A 19,237-nucleotide genomic window follows, 5' to 3' on the forward strand; every position below is an offset into this window, starting at 1 on the left:
CACCGAGAAGACCACCGACGCCAACGGCGTGGGCGCCGAGGGCGCCGCCGCCTCGGTCGGCACCGGCACCACCGGGGCCGACCTCGGCCTGATCCCTGCGGGTGAGTCGGTGACTTCGCGCTACGCGCGCATCTACGACGCCCTGATCTCCGCGGCCGGGTTCGCACACGGCCACCACGGCCACGGCACCACCAACGGCAACGGCAACGGCAACGGCTTCGCCGGTGCCACCACCGTTGCTGCTGGCGCCGACCCGGTCGGCGGTGCCGACGGCGCTGTCGACGGTGACACCGACACCGGCGGCAACGCCGACGGTGCTGTAGCTGGTGGTGGCTGCTCGCAGCCGCCGGGCACCAAGGCCGTCATCAACATCACCGTGCCGCTGTCGGCGCTGCTGGGCTTCGGCTTCGCCTTCAAGAACGAGACCGACGCCCACGACGCCACCGGCGTCGGCGCCACCGGCACTACCGCAGCGACTGCGGCGGCGGGGGCAGCTACCGATTTCGCCCCCGGCCCCGAACCGGGTGCCGAGTCGGGCCCCGACCCCGGCGGCGGTGTTGGTGGCGGCGCCACCAACACCCACACTGGCACCGGCCCGCCCTCCACCACCTCCGATGCCTCCGGCCCCTCCGGCTCCGCCGACGTGCCCGGGTCCCCCGGCTACGCGGGTGCGCCCGGCTACCCCGATTCGCCTGGTGTGGCGGTGACTGAGGACGGCAACGTGCTGGCCCTGTCGGCGGTGCGTGCGATGGCGCCGACGGCGCAGATCCGCCGGTTGATCTTCGACGACCGCACCGGCCTGCCCCTGGACCTGGGCCGCGCCCACCGCCTGGCGCCCGGTTACCTGCGCACCGCCGCCTTCGCCGGGCACACCACCTGCGCGTGGTCGGGTGGGTGCGATGTGCCGGTCTCGCAGTGCGAGGCCGACCACATCACCGAGTTCTCCCACGGCGGCGAAACCAAGGCCACCAACATCCAGCCCCTGTGCTCGACGCACAATCGCGCCAAGTACCGCCGCACCCGCACCGAGAACACCCCCACCAGCGGCACGAGCGCTACCCGCTAGAAGAGGCAGACCGGATCCATCGGCGCTTGCAAGGCCAGCGGCCCTGCTGGTGGCCCTGACCCAGCGGCCATCCGGAGAATCTCCAGCCACCGCGCGGCGAGCTTCTCACTGACCCCGGTCCTCCGCCTCCGGCCTCGCCGACGGCCACGTCTGCGAGACCTGGAGAATCTTCAAGGCCGATCGGTCCGCACACCCGCCACCCCTGAGACTCAATGCTCGGCCGGGAGTGCGCGGGGCCGGGAGGACACCCGCACACCTGCCACCCCGGGACTCAATGCCTCGCCGGGAGTGCGCGGGGCGTGCCTGTGCTTCCGCAGGAGCGAGCCACCATGCCCACGCCGCAAGCGTTGATCGCAATGAAGCACCCCAGGGAGCGGGGTAGTTGCCGTTGCCCGTGCCCACCGTTCTTTTGGCTGCGGGCGGGGGCCTCGGGGGAGCGGGTGGTTCGTCGATGCGGGTCGGGTCAGCCCGGCGAACAGGGCCGGAACGCACACCCCGAGGCGCCCCGAACAACCACAAGAAAGCTGCCGCGTTCCACCGAGTTCAGCGACTGGGGGTGGCGCCGACGAGGGTTGCGTGCAGGCCCGGCCGGGCTACGATCCCGGCCCCGACGAACCACCACCCCCGAGGCAACACCACAGAACACCACACCCCAGAACCTCCCGCCCCCCGACACCCACACCCAGCACACGCCCACTCCGACACCCACGAACCCCCAGAACCCTCACCCCCACTCACACCACAACCTCAACCCACATCCGTGCCCCACTCACACACCCGTCCCAACGCCCCACACGCACGGCCCGAACCCCACACGCACGGCCGCGCACCAAAACCCGGCCCCGAACCACGGCCAGGCCCAACCGTGACACGCACCCGCCGAACCCACTCCTCTCCGTCGGCTCTACCGCGTGCGGCTCTACCGGGTGCAGAAGGGAACCGACGGCGCGCGTCCGGAAGGTGTCGACCCCTGTTCGGGGTGGCCGTTGGGCGCGGCCGTTCGGGAAGACCGTTGGGCGGCCCGACGGCGCACTTCTCGGGGCGCGCTCTCCGACCGGTGGCGCCGACGGGATCGCCGGTGCGAGTCCCGGAAGGCGCCCACTCCAACCGGCGGAAAGCCCGCCACCCCGGGCTCGCTACGATGCGCGCATGTCCCGATCCCTCGCCCCCGCCGCGCTCGCCTGCGCGCTCACCCTGCTCGCGACCTCGTGCTCCCTCCTCGATCTCCTCGAGGACGGCGACCCGGACCATGACCCGACGGCGATCAGCCCCGACGAGCCCGTCCACTGTGAGGACGAGGGCGAGGACGACTGCGGCGAACCCGGGGTGGTCCGGTGGTCGGTCCCGTTGGAGGGCGAGCACCACGTGTACCGCGAGCGCGGCGGGTTCGGCGACGACCTCGAGGACGGCATGCGCCTCGCGCCCGTCCGGGAGATCTCCGCCGGCCGCCCGCAGGACCCAGGCGGGGTGGTGCACGAGGGCACCCTCTATTACCACGAGCACGACCGGGTCACCGCAGTGGACGCCGAGAGCGGTGACATCCACTGGTCGAGGTCGGAGGTCGACGCCGATCACACCTTCCGCGCCCGCACCCTGCACGCCGTGGACGGCATGCTCGTGCTCCATTCCTGGGACGAGCGCGGCATCGGCTCGATGGTCCACTTCGCCGAGGCCTCCGAAGACGAGCCCGAGTGGACCAGGGCCGAACTCGACCTCGACGCCCTGGTCCGGATCACCCCCGCCACCGACGGCGCCCACCTCGTCATCGGTGAGACGGAGGGCTCCGGCGACGACCGGTCCGACCATCCCGACCGGCTCCACCTTGTCGACCGGGAGACCGGCGAGACCACCCTGACCACCGACGAGCCGGGCGACCATGTGTTCGCCCGGGAGGTGGAACCGGCGAACGGCCGCTCACCCGGTGCCGTCACCGCCGAGGCAGGGCCCGCGTCGGGGGACCGGCTCACCGCGCCGCTGGAGGTCACCGTGGAAGGCAGCGGCGAGGAGCTCGTCATGGATCACGCTTCCGGTCCCGTTCTGGTGACCGACTACACCGCCGCCGACGGCACGCTCGTCGCGGTCTTCCAGGGGTGCGCACCCGACGGCCCCAGGGAGGAGACCCCGGACTCGCCCGCCCCGGGGAACCCCTGCGACGCACCGCGCTTGTTCGCCGTCGACCTCGCCGGTTAGAGGTCGGCCCCGCACCAGGGCTCTGCGCAGCGCAGGTGCTCGAGTTCGGGCGGGCGGTCGCGCGCGATGGGGTCGTCGTCCTCCTCATCCTCGTCCGGTTGTCGTGAGGGCGGCGTGTTCCAGAGGATGTGCGGCCGGTCGAGCTCGTCCATCACCAAGGTCGACCGGTCCGGCGAGCCCTCGAAGCCGACCAGGGGTGTGCGCTCCACCTCCGCGCATCCGGACTCCACGCAGGACAGCAGCACCATGCGCAGGTCGGCGTAGTCGTAGGTGAGGATCTGCAGCCGCCCCTCGGAATCCTGGTCGACCCCGGGTTCGGGGCGCGCCCACCCCGGGCCGGTCACGGTCTTTTCCGTGCGGTCCGTGCACGCGGTGTCCTGGCAGTCCACGACCTGCACGGTTCCGGTGAGCGGGTGGCGCAGCACGATCACGGGGGTGCCGTCCGGGCCTTCGCGCAGGGTGGTGCCGGTGCGCGGGGGAGGACCGTCGTCGGTCCGGGCGGCGAACTGCTCGCCCAGGACCTCGGTCACCTCCGGGTCCGTGCACCCCGGGTCGGTGCAGGAGTGGACCGTCACCGTTCCGAACGCGTTGTCGGTGAGGGTGGCGGCGAACCCGTCGCCGGCGGGCACGACGTCGATGCGGTGGTCCCGCGCGTGGTAGGACTCCGTCGACACCTCGTCCGGGAACTCGACCACGGACGGGTCGGAGCACTCGAGGTCCTCGCACACGTGCGCGCGCAGGCCCCCGAGGTCACCGTCCTCGGCCGTGGGGTCCTTCTTCTCCTGGAACCCTGAGTGGGAGACCACCACCAGACCGTCGCCGAGCGGGGCGACGGCCGACCTGGCGTCGTACGTGTTCTCACCGAAGGGCCGCAGCTGGGTCCCCGCCCCGTCGGCCGCGCCCTCGAGGCAGTCCTCGGCGTTCTCGCACACGAACAGGTACAGGCCCGAGTCCTCGGAGGGGTCGTCGGGCCCGTCGAAGGGCCTGCCATCGTGCCAGGCGGTGCGGGCGTACCCGTCCGCGACCTCGACGAGAGGGCTGGGCCCCATGACGCTGTGGTCCTGGTCGCCGGAGACCTCGCCGGAGGGTGTGCACTCGGGGTCGCACACCACGTGCCCCATACCTCGGTCGCCGACGGTGGAGAACTCGACGCCTCCGTCCTCGGCCATCCCCGTGATGAGTGGCTCGGACCCGGTCGTGAGGGTGGACGGGGCGGCGGTGAGCTCTGGCGGATCCACGGGTCCGGCGGCCACCGCGACCGGGGCCGCGAGCGGCGGCAGCACCAGCGCGGCGCCAACGAGCACCGCGGTCGTCCGGCGCACCGGCCGGCGCTCTCCGGGTTCGGGCAGGTGGGCCCGCGCCCGTGCCAGGTCGAGGCTGGGCAGGTCCCCCAACGTCCGCCCGTCGGGGTTCTCGCGCACGATCGTTCCGGTCGGCAGCCCGGATCCGGGGTCGCGGACCCGCCTGTGGGTGACGTCGCGGTCGTTCCAGAGCGGGAAGTTGCCGTGGAAGGCCGCCGGTGCGCTCACCACGAGCAACAGCAGCGGGGCGAGGCCCAGCCAGGCGAGGAGCTTCACCGCTCCGACCGCCGCGCCGCCCTCGACCAGCGGTGTCGCGGACAGCAGCAGGTCGAGCCCTGCCCCGAGGGGGTATCCGAGCCCGACCGCGATCGCCGCGCACGCCAGGTGGAGGCGCCGCCGTGTGCGGCCCATCAACCACGCGCGGGCCAGGGAACGCCACGGTCCGCGGCCCTCGAGCAGCGCCACCGGCAGCATGACCAGGACCGGGGTCCACAGGAACACGAACAGGGGCACCGACAGCAGCCCCACCACGAGCGGTGGCCATTCGAGTGCGAGCGCGAACGCGGCCCCGGCGATGACCAGGGCGAGCAACGTGAGGGTGAACAGCAGCCACACCGCCCCCGTCCCGTAGCGGCGCAGCGCGTGCCGCCACGCGTCGCGTACGCCCAGCCGTCGCCCGAGCAGCGTGGTGGCAGCGATCAGCACGCCGGCGCCGGCCGCCACCGGTGTCACCGCCAGGGCGAGCAGGAGCAGGAGCCCGGCCAGGATCGCGAACTGGTCGGGCAGGGGTGCCAGGGCCGGTTCCAGGACCCCGTTGACGTGGGCCGCTCGGCCGGTGGTCCAGACCGACAGGGGCGCGCTCAGCAGGACCAGCGGTGCCAGGGGGAGGACGGCCGCGACCATGAGCGGGACCAGGGCGCGGGGGTAGGACCGCGGGACCGCGAGTGCGAGCTCCCACCACGAATCGTGCGTGTCGGGGGCGGGGTGGTTCACCGTGGTCCTTCCGTGTCGGGGGATGCGCCGCGAAGACTACTGTCCCGGGTGCGAATCGGGTGAACCGCCCAAATTGGAATCTACGCCGTAAAAGCGGTGCTGTTTCTCGCTCAACACTCCGGAGGGAACTCCTCGGCCGACACCATCCGGCCCTCGTCGCCGTCGCTCGCGTACACCCCGTCCTCGGCGGCCAGCGCACCGGTGGTGAAGGCCAGGTCGGCCACGTCGTGGGAGGGCTCGTCGCCGGCCTCGACGGTCTCGGTGGACACGCCCAGGGTGTACTCGGTCTCGGGGGAGGCGGGCACGACCCGGTAGGCGGCCCGGCCATCGCCGTCGGTGATCTCCCAGGCCTCGCCCGGGGCCGACAGGTCCACCTCGACCTCGCCGCCGGTGAACTCCTCGGTGGCGGTCAGGCGCCAGCTGTGGTCGTCGGAGACCAGGTCGATCTGGGCCGGGGGCGCGTCCCCGCACCAGGTGATCTGGGCGGTGGGGAACTTCTGCCCGGCGGTGAAGTGGCCGCTGGCGTGCAGGCCGACATGGCCTTGGCCGGACAGGCACCCAGTCAGCAGCAGGGTGGCGGGCGCCGCGACGGCGGCGAGACGGAGGGCGGTACGGCGCGGGTGGTGTGCGGACATGGCACAGGATTGTGCCGTGAAGTGGGACCGGGTTTCTCGCCCGATCGGTTGCCCCGAGGCCGCTCCGGGGTGAACGCCCAGCTCAGCTGTGCCTCACGGGCCCGACGCGCCGCGCGCCGCCTCGGCGTGTTGCGGACGCGGGCCGATCCAGGGCCCGCGTCCTACCGTCCGCTGTCCCCTCCACTGTGCGGGGTGACGGTGACCTGGCCCGGGCCGACCACCTCGCCGCACGTGGTGCAGGTGGTGGCCGGCCGGAGCTCGTGCCGGTGTGTATCGGGTGCGCCGTCGGGGGAGGGGCGGTGGTGCAGCTGGGCCAGGGGTTGATCGAAGAGCCAGGTGTTACCCCACTCGACCAGGGAGAACAGTACCGGGGCCAGGTCCCGGCCGGCCTCGGTCAGGTGGTACTCGTTCCGGTGCTCGTCGCCCTCGGCGCGACGCCGTTCCACGACGCCGGCCTGCTCCAGCGTGCGCAGGCGGGCGGTGAGGCGGTCGCGGGGCGCCCCCGTGTTGCGGGCGATGTCGGTGAAGCGAACCACCCCGAAGAGCAGCTCGCGGACCACGAGCAGGGACCACTTCTCACCGACGACCTGCAGGGCCGCGGCAGCGGGGCAAGGGCGGCCGGGCACGGCGGGTTCGGCGGGCAACGGGCGGCGCGGGGCGGGGTCGGTCATGGTCCTCGGCTGTCGTCCGGATCGTCGGGGGCGCTGGTTGGAAAATCAAACTCCATTGCTACGGTACCCGCATGACGACTCAGAGCACACAGACCCCCGAGGCGTGGGGCGAACCCCGGAGCAAGACGGTCACCTGGCACGACCCCCAGCTGGTGGTCGCCGCGAGGGAAGGGCTCAGCGGGCTGGAGCACCTGCGCGCCTGGGCCGGAGGTGCGTTCCCGTCGGCGCCGATCTCCCAGCTCATGGGGTTCACGATGGCCGGTGCCGAGGAGGGCGAGGTGCGCTTCGAGGGCACCCCCGACGAGTCGGTGTGCAACCCCATGGGTGCGGTGCACGGCGGGCTCATGTGCACGTTGCTGGACTCGGCCACGGGGTGCGCGGTGCAGTCCACCCTTCCGGTCGGCGTGGGTTACACGTCGGTGGAGATCAAGGTCAGTTACCTGCGACCGGTCTTCGCCGGAACGCCGCTGTCCACGCGCGGGTGGGTGGTCAAGCCGGGTCGGCGGATGGCGTTCGCCGAGGCCGACATCCGGGACCCGCAGGGCAAGGTGGTGGCGACCGCCTCCTCGAGCTGCCTGGTCTTCGAGCTCTGAGCCCGGACGGTCACTCCGAGGGCTCGGGGACCTCGGGGCACTCGACGGTCGGGTTGACACCGAAGTAGTTCAGCGGGCCGATGAAGACGGTCCCGGCGGTGCTGCCCAAGGTGGAGCAGCTGGGGGCGTCGGTGCCGATGTGGTCGAAGTGGCCGCGTTGGAAGGCCGCGAACACGCCGATGGCGATCCACAGCACGACCAGGGCCGAGAGGATGATCCGAAGGCGCACTGTTTCCTCCCGAGGGGGTGGGGGCGGGACGTCCCGTGCGGTCACCGCACCCCCTACCCCGCCCCGGCCCTCTCTCACCCGGACCTTCGGCCGGGGCCGGTCAGAACGTGAACCTGGTGGCGCCGGCGGCGGTCTCCGAGGCGGGAAAGGTGTACACGACCGACGGGTGCACGGCGAAGACCCGGTAGGGCGGCGGCCCGGCGGTGGGTGCGCCCTCGGGTCCGGTGAACTCGCCGGAACCGGGGACCGGGGCCCACCCGTAGCGTTCGGCGTAGGCGGTCGCGACGCTGGTCAGGGCGTCGTGGTCGACGATCCGTTCAGCGGTGCCTTCGACGACGGCGTCGTGGTTGTGCGTGGTGAAACCCAGGGCGACGCGGGGGTCGGCGGTCAGCAGGCGGTGCTTGGCGCTCTGGGGCGAGCAGGCGAAACAGAGGTTTCCGTCGGACCACACGGCCAGGATCGGCCGGGTGTGGGGCCGGCCGTCGGGGTGGGTGGCGGTGAGCCAGTAGGTGGGGGTGGCGGCGGTGAACTCGGTCAGGGCCTCCACCCAGTTCCATGCGGGTTGATCGGTGAGCGCGTATGTGGTCGGAACGGACGTCATGGTCACCTCGCAGTCGTGTGGCCCGACCCCTGGGGCCGGGCCACGAACCTAACCGCGGGTGCCGACGGTTTCGGGCCCCGCCACGCTCGCTGCGCCGTCCTCGACGCCGCCGCCGACGCCGTCGGTGTCCGGCCCGGAGACGGTGTCTTCGATGTGCGGGACGCTGTCGGTGAGCACGACGCTCTCGGCGGCGGCCACGTCCTCGGCGGCGGCCACGTCCTCGGCGTCGGGCACGGTCTCCTCGGCCGGCGCCGGCTCCTGGGCGGCCGGGCGCATGGTGCGCCGTGCCGAGAGCGCGAAGACGGCGAACGCGCCGATCGCGGTCAGGAGCATGACGGTGTTCATGGAGGCCAGGGTGACCGGTCCGGTCATGCCGGCGGTGGCGGCCAGCGTCGATCCCAGGCCGAACTGGAGCGTGCCCAGAAGGGCCGACCCGCTTCCGGCCACACGCGGTGCCTGTCCGCTCAGAGCCAGGGCGGTGGCGTTGGGCGCGACCAGCCCGGTGAAGACCATCATCACGAACAGCGCGGTGGTCACCGACACGAGCGTGGCGGCGCCGGTGGCGGCCAGTGCGACCAGGGCCAGCACCGAGACCAGGGATCCGCTCAGGCCGAGCAGGAGGCGGCGGTGCACCTCCATGCGGGGCACGAGGGCGGCGTTGACCTGGTTGCCCAGGATCATGCCGAGCGTGGTGACGGCGAAGACCAGGCTGAACTGCTGTGCCGTGGCTCCCAGCTGGGACTGCGCGACGAAGGAGAACGTCGAGATGTAGGTGAAGCTCATCGCGAAGTTGAGCGCCAGCACCAGCGTGGGGCCGATGAAGCGCACGTCCTTGAGCAGGCCGGCGAACAGGGTGGCCTGGTCGCGGGCGGAGACCTTCTCGCGCTGGTCGGCGGGCAGGCTCTCGGGCAGCACGGTCCACACCAGCGCGAAGGAGGCGGCCCCGGCCAGTCCCAGGGCGATGAACAGCAGCGGCCAGGGGCCGAGCAGCAGCAGCTGCCCGCCCAGGACCGGGCCGAGCATGGGTGCCAGGCCCGAGAGCAGGACCAGGCGGGAGAAGAAGGTGGCCGCGGCATCGCCGTCGAAGACGTCGCGGACCACGGCGCGTGAGATGACCAGGCCCGCGGCGGCCGAGAGGCCCTGCAGGAACCGGAAGACGGTGAAGGTCTCCACGCTGGTGGCCATGGCGATGCCGAAGGTGGACACGGTGAAGACGGCCAGGCCGGCCAGGAGGGGCCCGCGGCGTCCCCAGCGGTCGCTGAGCGGGCCGATGACGAGCTGTCCGAGGGCCATGCCGATCATGACGGTGGTCAGGGTGAACTTGACGCGGGCCTCGGTGGTGGCCAGGTCGTCGGCGATCTGGGGCAGGGCCGGAAGGTAGAGGTCGGTGGCGAGCGGTCCCAGCGCGGACAGCACGCCCAGGACGAGGACGAGCAGCACCGCGCCGCGCTGCGGGGCGGTGGTGGTCCGGGCACGGCGGCGCGGACGTACGGAGGTCAGGGTCACCAGGATCTCCCGTGCGTCGGGCATGCGGTCTGGGGTGGGGCGCCGTGAGCCGCCTTCGGGCGGGGCGCTCGGGGGTCGCCACTGTGGGCAACTTCCGCGTCCAACGCACGGTCATGGGGTGGCAATCCCCGGATCGCGGCCTGGTCACGGTGATCCGAGTTACGTCCGTGGAAGCCCTGTGCACGGGGGGCTGTCGGGATGTGAACCGAGTCATGGGGCCGGCATGAAAAAGGGGACCGGCTGCAGGGGTGTGTCCCTGCTGCCGGTCCCTCGGTGTTGAGGCTCAGCGCTGGACGGCGTAGCCGTACTGCTGGGGCCAGGAAGGCTGCTCGTCGAGTTCGGCGCGGGCGCGCTGGGCGAAGTAGGGCTCGCGCAGGAGCTGGCGGCCGAGCATGGCGGCGTCGGCCTGTCCGGTGGAGACGATGCGTTCGGCCTGTTCGGGCTCGACGATGACGCCGACGGCGGAGGTGGCGATGCCGGACCCCTGTCGGGCCTGGGCGGCGAGGGGGACCTGGTAGTCGGGGCCGGCGGGGATCTGTGCGTCGGGGACCATGCCGCCGCTGGAGACGTCGAGGAGGTCGACGCCGGCTGCGTGGAGTTCCTTGGCCAGGCGCACGGTGTCGTCGCCGGTCCAGCCGGTGCGGGGGTCGTCGTGGTTCTCGGTGAGCCAGTCGGTGGCGGAGGTGCGGAAGAAGACGGGCAGGTCGTCGGGCCAGACGGCGCGGACGGCTTCGGCGACCTCGAGGGCGAAGCGCATGCGGTTCTCGAGGGTGCCGCCGTAGTGGTCGGTGCGGTGGTTGGCGACGGGGGAGAGGAAGGAGTTGATCAGGTAGCCGTGGGCGCCGTGGACCTCGACGACCTGGAAGCCGGCGTCGCGGGCGCGTTCTGCGGCGGTGGCGAAGTCGGTGACGAGTCGGCTGATCTCGTCGGTGGTGAGTTCGTGGGGGCGGTGGAGGCCTTCGAAGGTGTCGTCGCTGGGTGCGACGGGGGCCCAGCCGCCCTCGTCGTGGGCCAGGGCGCGGCCGCCGTTCCAGGGGCGGTCGGTGGCGGCCTTGCGTCCGGCGTGGGCGAGTTGGATGGCGGGGACGGAGCCGTGGTCGCGGATGGCGCGGGTGATGCGGGTGAAGGCTTCCTGCTGGCGGCTGTTCCACAGGCCCAGGTCCCAGGGGCTGATGCGGCCGTCGGGGCGTACGGCGGTGGCTTCGGCCATGACGAGGCCGGTGCCGCCGGCGGCGCGGGAGGCGAGGTGGGTGAGGTGGAAGTCGGTGGGTGCGCCGGTGTCGGGGCCTTCCGCGGCGGCGGAGTACATGCACATGGGTGCCATCCACACGCGGTTGGGGATGGTGAGGGAGCGCAGGGTCAGTGGGGTGAACAGGGTGCTCACGGGGTGGCCTCCGGTCGGGCGTGGACGGGTGGGGCGGGTCGGCCGCACGACTCGTACGATAGCTTTCGTAGTACGAGGATTGTCAAACCATGCTGGTCCTCGTACTTTGAGGGCAGCACACACCGACGAAGGATCCAGACCATGCCCCACACCGGCCGCACTTCCCCCGGGCGGCAGCTCGAGCACCCCCAGGCCGCGCAGATCCGCCTGGAGTCGGTGCTGAGCGCGTTGGCCGACCCCGTCCGGCTGCGGATCGTCTCCGATCTGGCGCAGGGCCACGAGGACATGGCCTGCATCTCCTTCGAGCTCCCGGTGAGCAAGTCGACCTCGACCCACCACTTCCGTGTGCTGCGTGAGGCGGGGGTGATCCGCCAGTACTACGAGGGCACCTCGCGGATGAGCCGGCTGCGTTCGCAGGAGCTGGAGGAGTGTTTCCCGGGGCTGCTGGAGGCGGTGCTGCGCGCCCAGGGCGTGCAGGTCTGAGCGGTTCGGCTCAGGGCCCGCCCTCGAGGGGGCGGTTCTCGTCGATCCAGTCGTCGATGGTGGCGAACCAGTCGTAGAGCCAGCGGCGCCGCGCCTGGTCGGTGGTGGGCACGTCCTCGGCGCGCACGTGCCAGCCGTGCATGACGATCTGCTTGTCCATGGGGAGCTCGCGCCAGATGTCGGCGACGGTGACCATGCGGTCCAGCCCGGTGTGGCCGACGAAGACCACGTCGGCGTCGGGCGCGGCGTCCAGAGCGGCGAAGAGACCGCCGGTGCGCGGGGCCATGACGTTGCGCATGGCGCTGGCGCGGTCGGCCAGGGCGGAGGCGCCGTCCTCGCGGAGGCGGTCGATGCGGCGCAGGCGCCGGTCGGGGGTGAAGTTGCCGCCCTCGGGGAAGATGACGAACGCGTCGTCGCCGTCCAGGCCGCGGGCGAGTTGGCCGACCTGGTCGGCGAGGCGGTCGTTGCGCGCGGGCCCGGTGGGTGGTGCGGGGGCGATGAACCGGCTGGGCAGCCGGTTGAGCATCACGTCGATGGCCGGGTCCCACTGCAGGGTGTCCTTGAGCACGATGCGGGTCTCGCGGTGGGCGCGGTTGATGAGGGTGTGCACGAGGATGAAGGAGTCGCCGGGGCCGGCGTGGCGGCAGGCGACGATGAGGGGCCGCTCGGGCGGGTTGGGGTCGCGCAGGAACCCGGCGCTGGAGCCGTCGCCGACGGTGCGGATGCGCAGGCGCAGTACCCAGCGGGCCTGGTTGAACAGCACGTGCAGGAACGCGCCGGTCAGGGCGTAGTGGGCGCGTTGGAACCGGGGTGAGCGGATGCGCCAGCCGAACCCGGAGGCGAGCCAGAGCCCCAGCATCGCCAGCAGCGCGGCCGCGTCCCAGAGGATGTAGAAGATCATCATCCACAGCACGCGGGGCAGGCGCAGGCGTCCGGGCACCATCGACATCGCCGCCAGGGTGATGAGCAGCCACAGCGGCAGGATGCTGAGCAGGACGAAGCCGAGCAGGACCACGGCCGGGGCCAGGACCAGGCGCCGCAGGGGCAACGGGGGCAGGGGCATCAGCGGCCCTCCAGGTAGGCGCGTGTGGCGCGGTGGGCGCGGTCGATGCGGGTGGGTGTGGTGCCCATGCGCTTGTAGGAACCCAGGTTCTGGTCGCCGTCCAGGGCTCCGCCGGTGGGCAGGACGTGCAGGTCCACGTGGTCGGGCAGCTCGGCCAGGTCGCGGGCCCAGCGGTGGCGGCGGGCGATCTCGAAGGCCACGCGTGCGGTCTCGACGGGGGTGGTGGGTGCGGTGAGGGGTTCGTCGACGCGTCCCACGTGCAGGACGTAGACGGTGCGGGCGCCGGCGTCCAGGGCGGCCTGCAGGGGGATGGAGTTGACGATGCCGCCGTCGAGGTAGTGCTCATCGCCCACGCGGGTGGGTGGCAGGAGTCCGGGCACGGAGGCCGAGGCCAGGACGGCGGGCAGGAGCGGTCCGGTGGTGAACCAGTGTTCGGCGGCGCTCTCGATGCTCGCGGCGACCACGCGCAGCGGTGTGGGTAGGTCCTCGAAGCGGGTGTCGGTGCCCAGGAGGTCCTGGAGGAGCCGTTGCAGGGGGCGGGGGGAGTTGAGGTGGGTGCGGGTGGTGATGAGGCGGTGCAGTTGGCGGCCCACGGAGTCGCCGTAGACGGCGCGGGCCTGGGGTGAGTTCCAGGCGCGGTGGAGCAGCCCCGCGGCCTCGGGCCCGGGGTGGGCGGCGACGATGGCGCCGTTGATGGCGCCGATGGAGGAGCCCACGACCAGGTCGGGGCGTACGCCGTGTTCCAGCAGGGCCTGGAGCATGCCGACCTGGACGGCGCCGCGGATCCCTCCGCCGCCCAGGACGAAGGCGACCGGGTGTGGGTGGTGGCTGCTCATCGGTTCAGTGTAGGAATCCTCGGGTGCGCTGCAGGTCGGGGCCGCACCGGCGTGCGGTGCGGCCCCGTTCTGCGGATGGTGCGGGTCAGCGCTGGTCGGCGCCGGCCGCGGCGGGCTCCAGGTCGGCCTGGTCGCCGGCCTCGTCGCCTGCCTGGGTGGTGGGCTCGGTCCGGGGTGCGGGGACCACGCCCTGTTCCACGGCCATCTCGCGCACCAGGCGGGGTGCGCCCCACAGGGTGGGCAGCAGGATCAGGCCCACGGGCACGGCGCTGACGACGATGAAGGACTGCAGGGCCTCTACGCCTCCGTCGCCGATGAGCAGCAGCACGGCGGCGGCCACGCCCATGCCCAGGCACCAGAAGGCGCGCACCCAGGGGGTGGGTTCACCCGAGTGCATGCTCGAGGTGGAGATGGAGTAGGACATCGCGTCCATGGTCGAGGCGAAGAAGATCAGCGTCACGATCGTCATGACCACGGCCAGGATGCCGCTCAGGGGCAGGGCCTGGATGATGGCCAGGGCGCTGGCGGGCAGGCCGTCCTGGGCGTAGGGCTCGGAGACGGTGCCCGGGTTCTGGATCTCCAACCACAGGCCGGTCCCGCCCAAGGCGGTGAACCAGACGCCGGTGACCAGGGCGGGCAGGACGGTCGCGCCGATGTAGATCTGGCGGACGGTGCGGCCGCGGGAGATACGGGCGATGAAGATGGCCATGAGCGGGCCGTAGCCGATGAACCAGCCGGCGAAGAACACGGTCCAGTAGCCGAGCCATTCGGCGTCGCCGCGGAAGAGCATCATCGGCAGGATCTCGCGGGCGTGCACGGCACCGGCCTGCAGGAACAGGTCGGTGACGAAGGGGATCGAGGCCAGGCCGACGATACCCACGACCATCGCGATGGCGCCGTAGACGTTGAAGCGGCTGAGCAGCTGGATGCCCCGGGTCAGACCGGTCAGGACCGAGACGGTGGCGATCATGGCCAGGCCGATGACGACCACGGCCTGGGTGGCGTAGCCGTCGGGCAGTCCGAAGGCCTGGCCTGCGATGTAGGAGACCTGCAGGCCCAGGAACCCGATGGGGCCGACGGTGCCGGCGACCACGGCGAGGATGCAGGAGATGTCGGCGACGGTGCCCAACCAGTGGTGCCGGACACGCTCACCGAGCAGGGGCCACAGAAGGGTGCGCGGACGCAGGGGCAGGCCCTTCTCCACGCCGCGCATCATGACCAGGGTGGCCAGGGAGCCGCCGATGGCCCAGGCGCCGAAGCCCCAGTGGGTGAAGGACTGGGCCATGGCCACGGCAGCGCCGTCCATGCCCCCGGCCTGGTCGGCGTACTGCGGCGGCGGGTCGACGTAGTGGGCGATGGGTTCGGAGGCGGCCCAGAAGATGCCGCCGGCGGCCAGCAGCGTGGTCAGGATCATCGCGACCCAGCGGAACCAGCTGAAGGCGGGGGCGACGTCGCCGCCCATGCGCACACGGCCGTAGCGGGAGAACGCGAGCACGGTCATGATCGCGAGGGTGGCCACGAGCAGGATCTGCCAGTAGGCGCCGAACCAGGTGCCCGACCAGGCGAAGGCGGTGTCGATGGCGGAGCTGACCCGGCCGGGTGCGGCCAGGGCCAGGGCCACGAAAGCCACGAGTGCTGTCGCGGTCACGGCGATGACCCAGGGATCGGGCCGGCCTCCGCTGGAGGACACACGTGTTCGCAGGCTGGAGAACATGGAAAAGGTGACTCTTCTCGGTCGGGAAAGGAGCACGGCTGCTGGGCGCGGGTGTACGCGCTCGTGGTGCTCGGATGAAGGACGGCGCCCGCCGCACGTGGTGTGCGGGGCATGTTGGAAGGCTGGGCCCGGATCCTGCGCGTTGGGCGCGGCTGGCTCTCTCAGTTCGGGGCTCGGCCTGCGCGGGCGGAGCCTGTGGGGCTCGGCTGCCGGGCAGGCCCTCGGGCGGGCCGTGGTGCTCATCGTGTGCCGCGTCGGGCACGGGCATCGAGTTTACGTGCGATCGGTGGTGTGAGGGCTGGTCAGCGGAGTGGGACGTGCCACCCTTCGATGTATCACAGCTGTGATACGTTTTGGGGGTGCCTGTTTCCGTGGATCCCGTGCAGCGCCGCCGCGCCATCGTGGCGGCGGTCTTCCGTCTCGTCGAGGCCGGTGGGGTGGGTGCGGTCTCGTTGCGTGAGGTGGCGCGCGAGGCCGGTCTCAACATCGGTTCGGTGCGTCACTACTTCTCCAGTCACCGCGCGTTGATGAGCGCGGCCGCCCAGGAGGTGGGCGAGCGCATGGCCGCCCGGTTGGAGGGCCACACCCCCGGCGAGGGGGACCCGGTCGAGCGGGTGGCGTTCGTGGCCGAGGAGCTGTTGCCGTTGGACGCCGAGCGCACCACCGAGCTGACCGTGCTGTCCGAGTTCGTCTCCGCGGCCCGTACCGAGGAGCTCTACCGCCCCATGGCCCGCACGATGGCCGCGGACATGCGCACCGTGCTGCGCGAGGCGTTGGCCGGGGCCGGGGCCGAACGCCCGCACGAGGCGGCCGAGGACCTGGCAGCGCTGGTGGCCGGGTTGGGCCACGACGCGGTGCTGCCGCACGGGTCGCCGGGCCCGGACGGGATCCGGGCCTCGGTGCGCCGTTTCCTGCGCGGCGTGCTGCCCGGCGGGTCACCGGACTGACGCCGCCCCCGGGCCGGCTCGTCCGGCTCGGGGTGTTGAACCCTCCCGTTCGCCCGTGGTGCGCGCCGCGGGCGCCAGACCCTTGCCCGGAACGAGGTTCCCATGCCCGTGTGGCTGCTCGCGCTGCTGTTCGCGGCTCTTGTCCTGTACACCGACGACTACGTCATCGCCGGGGTCCTGCCGGAGATCGCTGAGGACCTGGGGGTGAGCCAGGCCCAGGCGGGCCAGCTGGTCACCGTCTTCTCCGTCACCGTGGCCCTGGCCGCGCCCGTGGCCGGGGTGGGGCTGGCCGGCCTGGACCGGCGGCGTGTGTTCGGGGTGAGCCTGGCGGTGTTCGTGGCCGCCAACGTCCTGGCCGCGCTCACCCCCTCCTACGGCGTGCTGGTGGTGTTGCGTGTGGTGGCGGCCCTGGCCGCGGCGGCCACCACGCCCTCGTTGTTCGCGGTGGCCGCCGCCCGGGCTCCCGAAGGGCGTACCGGCCGCTACATCGCCGTGGTCGCCCTGGGCGTGACCGGTTCCATCGCCGCCGGTGTACCGATCGGCACCTGGGTGGGCGGCGCGCTCGGGTGGCGGGCCACCTTCGCGCTCATGGCGGTGCTGGGAGTGGCGGCTGCGGCGCTGATCCTGGCGACCCTGGAGCGCGCCGAACAGGACGGGCCTCCACCGTCGCTGCCCGAGCAGCTGCGGGTGCTGGTCGCCCCGGCCGTGTCACTGGGGTTGGCGGCCAACGCCCTGTTCATGACCGGGTCGATGATGCTGATGACCTATCTGGCACCCTTCACGGTGGCCCTGTCCGGGGCCGACACCACCGCGCGCGGCGCCCTGTTCGCGCTCTCGGGGCTGGCCGGCATGGTCGGGATCTGGGCCGGGGGACTGGCCGCGGACCGTTGGGGCCCCGACCGCGCCCTGGCCACGGGCGTGGGGGCCTTCCTGGCCGCCATGGCCGCCCTCGCCGTGCTCTGGGAGCTGCGTCCGGTCCCGGTGTGGACCATGGGAGCCGTCAGTGCGCTCCTGGGCGCGGCGGCCTTCTTCACCTCCCCGGCGATCCAGGCGCGGTTGCACGCCCTGGCCGGACCGGTGGCCCCGCAGGCGCTGGCGCTCAACACCTCGGGCACCTATCTGGGTGTGGCCGGCGGCGGTGCCGTGGGCGGGGTGTTGTTGGCCGCATTCGGCCCCGGTGCCCTGCCGTTCGCCTCGGCCGGGTTCGGGGTGTGTGCCCTGCTCAGCCTGGCTCTGGCGGTACGTGTGGACCGCCGGGGCCGGGTGGAGGTGGCCTGAGGCCGGTCTCACGCTCTGCTGGGCGGAAAATCGATGGTCCGGTGCAGGAATGTCTGATTAGCATGGCAGGTTGCATTGCACGGTCTGCAAAAATCATCCCCCGGGCAGACCGCCGCCACCGACCACCACGACACTCCGAGGACACCTGTGACCGGGCAGCCCACCCCACCCGCCGCCGAGGCGGCCGAACCGTCGCGAAACCCGCGTGCGGACCGATTCGTCATTCCACTGTTGTTGGTCTCGGCCTTCATCGTCATCCTCAACGAGACGATCATGGGTGTGGCCCTGCCTGCCCTGAACCGCGACCTGGGGATCTCGGTGGACACCGGCCAGTGGTTGACCTCGGCGTTCATGCTGGTCATGGCCGTGGTCATCCCGGTGACCGGTTATCTGTTGCAGCGTTTCCACATCAGGCAGGTCTTCATCACCGCGATGAGCCTGTTCTCCCTGGGCACGCTCATCTGCTTCCTGGCCCCCGGCTTCTCCGTGCTGCTGATGGGGCGCATCGTGCAGGCCTCGGGCACGGCGATCATGATGCCGTTGCTGATGACCACGGTGCTGAACATGGTCCCGGCCGACCGGCGCGGGCGCACCATGGGCAACATCTCCATCGTCATGTCGGTGGCCCCGGCGGTGGGCCCGACCATCTCGGGTCTGATCCTGAACGTGCTCGACTGGCGTTGGCTCTTCGGGCTGGTGCTGCCCATCGCCCTGGGCGGGCTGCTGCTGGGCGCGCTGTTCATCCGCAACGTCACCGAACCGCGTGCGGCCAGCATCGACGTGCCTTCCGTGCTGGTCTCGGCCATGGCCTTCGGCGGGCTGGTCTACGGATTCTCCAGCCTGGGCAAGGCCGCCGGGGCCGACCCGGTGATCCCGCCGTGGGCGACCATCGCGGTCGGCGCGGTGGCGCTGGTGGTGTTCGTCTCGCGCCAGCTGCGCCTGCAGCGCGGCGACCGTGCCCTGCTGGACCTACGGGTGTTCCGTTCGCGCCAGTTCTCCATCTCCATCGGCCTGGTGGGGGTCAGTTTCATGGCGCTGTTCGGCACGCTGATCCTGCTGCCGGTCTACATGCAGTACGTGCTGGGCCTGGACACCCTGGCGACCGGGCTGGTCATGCTGCCCGGCGGTCTGGTCATGGGCCTGCTCGCCCCGTTCGTGGGGCGCCTGTACGACCGGGTGGGGCCGCGTCCGCTGGTGATCCCCGGTTCGGCCCTGGTCTCGGTGGTGCTGTGGACGATGGTCTTCGTCTTCGGCACCGACACCGATCCGGCGGTCGTGGTGGCCACGCACGTGGTCATGAGCATCGGCCTGGGCCTGATGTTCACGCCGCTGCTGACCGGCGCGCTGGGGTCGCTCGACAAGAAGCTGTACTCGCACGGCAGTGCCGTGGTCGGCACCATCCAGCAGGTGGCCGGGGCCGCGGGCACGGCCACCTTCACCACCGTCATGACGGCGACCGCGGCGGGCCTGGCCGCGGGCGGAATGGGTGAGGTCGCCGCGCAGGCGGCCGGCATCAACACCGCCTTCACCATCGGCGCGGTGATGTCCGTGCTGGCCTTCGGCGCGACCTTCTTCGTGCGGCGGGTGGCCACCGCCCCGGAGGAGGCCCCGGCGCACTGACGCCACCGCTGTTCACGTGCGGCCCCGGGGGGATCGTCCCCCGGGGCCGCTGGTGTACGTTGGCCCGGGCCCGGAGGCCGGTGAACAGGCCGGTTCGGGCCCGAACCACACACCAAGACCACCGGGG

General features: G+C 72.1%; 17 protein-coding genes. 7 read left to right on the top strand and 10 right to left on the bottom strand.

Going from position 1 to position 19,237, the window contains the following annotated elements; translation table 11 throughout:
• Positions 1-1,066, top strand: a 1,066-nt coding sequence (locus IDM40_RS28380) for an HNH endonuclease signature motif containing protein (RefSeq protein ID WP_235997867.1), incomplete at its 5' end; no start/stop codon positions are given.
• Between the two features lie 1,149 nt (positions 1,067-2,215).
• Positions 2,216-3,256, top strand: a complete 1,041-nt coding sequence (locus IDM40_RS23025) for a PQQ-binding-like beta-propeller repeat protein (protein ID WP_193124141.1) — start codon at positions 2,216-2,218, stop codon at positions 3,254-3,256.
• Here the strand turns inward: IDM40_RS23025 and IDM40_RS23030 are convergent.
• The 3 genes from IDM40_RS23030 to IDM40_RS23040 form a co-directional block, all read right to left on the bottom strand.
• Positions 3,253-5,550, bottom strand: coding sequence for a hypothetical protein (locus tag IDM40_RS23030; RefSeq protein WP_193124142.1), 2,298 nt, complete (start codon positions 5,548-5,550; stop codon positions 3,253-3,255). The two genes, IDM40_RS23025 and IDM40_RS23030, sit on opposite strands and share 4 nt — an antisense overlap.
• A gap of 110 nt (positions 5,551-5,660) precedes the next feature.
• Positions 5,661-6,185, bottom strand: a complete 525-nt coding sequence (locus tag IDM40_RS23035; RefSeq protein ID WP_193124143.1) for a hypothetical protein — start codon at positions 6,183-6,185, stop codon at positions 5,661-5,663.
• 161 nt (positions 6,186-6,346) lie between these two features.
• Positions 6,347-6,856: a winged helix-turn-helix transcriptional regulator gene (locus IDM40_RS23040; RefSeq protein ID WP_193124144.1), complete on the bottom strand. Its 510-nt coding sequence runs from the start codon at positions 6,854-6,856 to the stop codon at positions 6,347-6,349.
• 71 nt (positions 6,857-6,927) lie between these two features.
• On the opposite strand from IDM40_RS23040, the gene IDM40_RS23045 reads away from it, so the two are divergent.
• Entirely contained in the window at positions 6,928-7,449 is a 522-nt protein-coding gene (locus IDM40_RS23045) for a PaaI family thioesterase (RefSeq protein ID WP_193124145.1), read from the top strand.
• 10 nt (positions 7,450-7,459) lie between these two features.
• Here IDM40_RS23045 and IDM40_RS23050 read toward each other — a convergent pair whose 3' ends face one another.
• From IDM40_RS23050 to IDM40_RS23065, 4 genes are all read right to left on the bottom strand, one after another.
• On the bottom strand, positions 7,460-7,678 hold the full coding sequence (locus IDM40_RS23050) for a hypothetical protein (RefSeq protein ID WP_193124146.1): 219 nt from the start codon (positions 7,676-7,678) through the stop codon (positions 7,460-7,462).
• A gap of 100 nt (positions 7,679-7,778) precedes the next feature.
• Entirely contained in the window at positions 7,779-8,279 is a 501-nt protein-coding gene (locus IDM40_RS23055; RefSeq protein ID WP_216631198.1) for a pyridoxamine 5'-phosphate oxidase family protein, read from the bottom strand.
• A gap of 48 nt (positions 8,280-8,327) precedes the next feature.
• Positions 8,328-9,809 carry a multidrug effflux MFS transporter gene (locus IDM40_RS23060; RefSeq protein WP_235997868.1) on the bottom strand — a complete coding sequence of 494 codons (1,482 nt, stop codon included), beginning with the start codon at positions 9,807-9,809 and terminating at the stop codon, positions 8,328-8,330.
• Positions 9,810-10,068: 259 nt separating this feature from the next.
• The gene (locus IDM40_RS23065) at positions 10,069-11,169 is read right to left on the bottom strand and encodes an NADH:flavin oxidoreductase/NADH oxidase (protein WP_193124148.1); all 1,101 of its coding nucleotides are present in this window, start codon (positions 11,167-11,169) and stop codon (positions 10,069-10,071) included.
• Positions 11,170-11,310: 141 nt separating this feature from the next.
• Here IDM40_RS23065 and IDM40_RS23070 point away from each other — a divergent pair, with 141 nt between their 5' ends.
• Positions 11,311-11,652, top strand: a complete 342-nt coding sequence (locus tag IDM40_RS23070) for an ArsR/SmtB family transcription factor (protein WP_193124149.1) — start codon at positions 11,311-11,313, stop codon at positions 11,650-11,652.
• A 10-nt stretch (positions 11,653-11,662) separates the two neighbouring features.
• On the opposite strand, the gene IDM40_RS23075 is transcribed toward IDM40_RS23070, so the two are convergent.
• From IDM40_RS23075 to IDM40_RS23085, 3 genes are all read right to left on the bottom strand, one after another.
• On the bottom strand, positions 11,663-12,715 hold the full coding sequence (locus IDM40_RS23075) for a 1-acyl-sn-glycerol-3-phosphate acyltransferase (RefSeq protein ID WP_193124150.1): 1,053 nt from the start codon (positions 12,713-12,715) through the stop codon (positions 11,663-11,665).
• On the bottom strand, positions 12,715-13,551 hold the full coding sequence (locus tag IDM40_RS23080) for a patatin-like phospholipase family protein (protein ID WP_193124151.1): 837 nt from the start codon (positions 13,549-13,551) through the stop codon (positions 12,715-12,717). Before IDM40_RS23080 ends, IDM40_RS23075 begins: the two co-directional genes overlap by 1 nt.
• A gap of 85 nt (positions 13,552-13,636) precedes the next feature.
• Positions 13,637-15,265, bottom strand: coding sequence for a BCCT family transporter (locus IDM40_RS23085; protein ID WP_193124152.1), 1,629 nt, complete (start codon positions 15,263-15,265; stop codon positions 13,637-13,639).
• A gap of 371 nt (positions 15,266-15,636) precedes the next feature.
• Here IDM40_RS23085 and IDM40_RS23090 point away from each other — a divergent pair, with 371 nt between their 5' ends.
• The 3 genes from IDM40_RS23090 (at position 15,637) to IDM40_RS23100 (ending at position 19,110) form a co-directional block, all read left to right on the top strand.
• The gene (locus tag IDM40_RS23090) at positions 15,637-16,212 is read left to right on the top strand and encodes a TetR/AcrR family transcriptional regulator (RefSeq protein WP_193124153.1); all 576 of its coding nucleotides are present in this window, start codon (positions 15,637-15,639) and stop codon (positions 16,210-16,212) included.
• Between the two features lie 102 nt (positions 16,213-16,314).
• Positions 16,315-17,490, top strand: coding sequence for an MFS transporter (locus tag IDM40_RS23095; RefSeq protein WP_193124154.1), 1,176 nt, complete (start codon positions 16,315-16,317; stop codon positions 17,488-17,490).
• A gap of 147 nt (positions 17,491-17,637) precedes the next feature.
• The gene (locus IDM40_RS23100; RefSeq protein WP_193124155.1) at positions 17,638-19,110 is read left to right on the top strand and encodes an MDR family MFS transporter; all 1,473 of its coding nucleotides are present in this window, start codon (positions 17,638-17,640) and stop codon (positions 19,108-19,110) included.
• The last annotated feature ends 127 nt before the right edge of the window (positions 19,111-19,237 follow it).

It is taken from the genome of Nocardiopsis coralli, assembly GCF_014892575.1.
Lineage (GTDB): Bacteria > Actinomycetota > Actinomycetes > Streptosporangiales > Streptosporangiaceae > Nocardiopsis > Nocardiopsis coralli.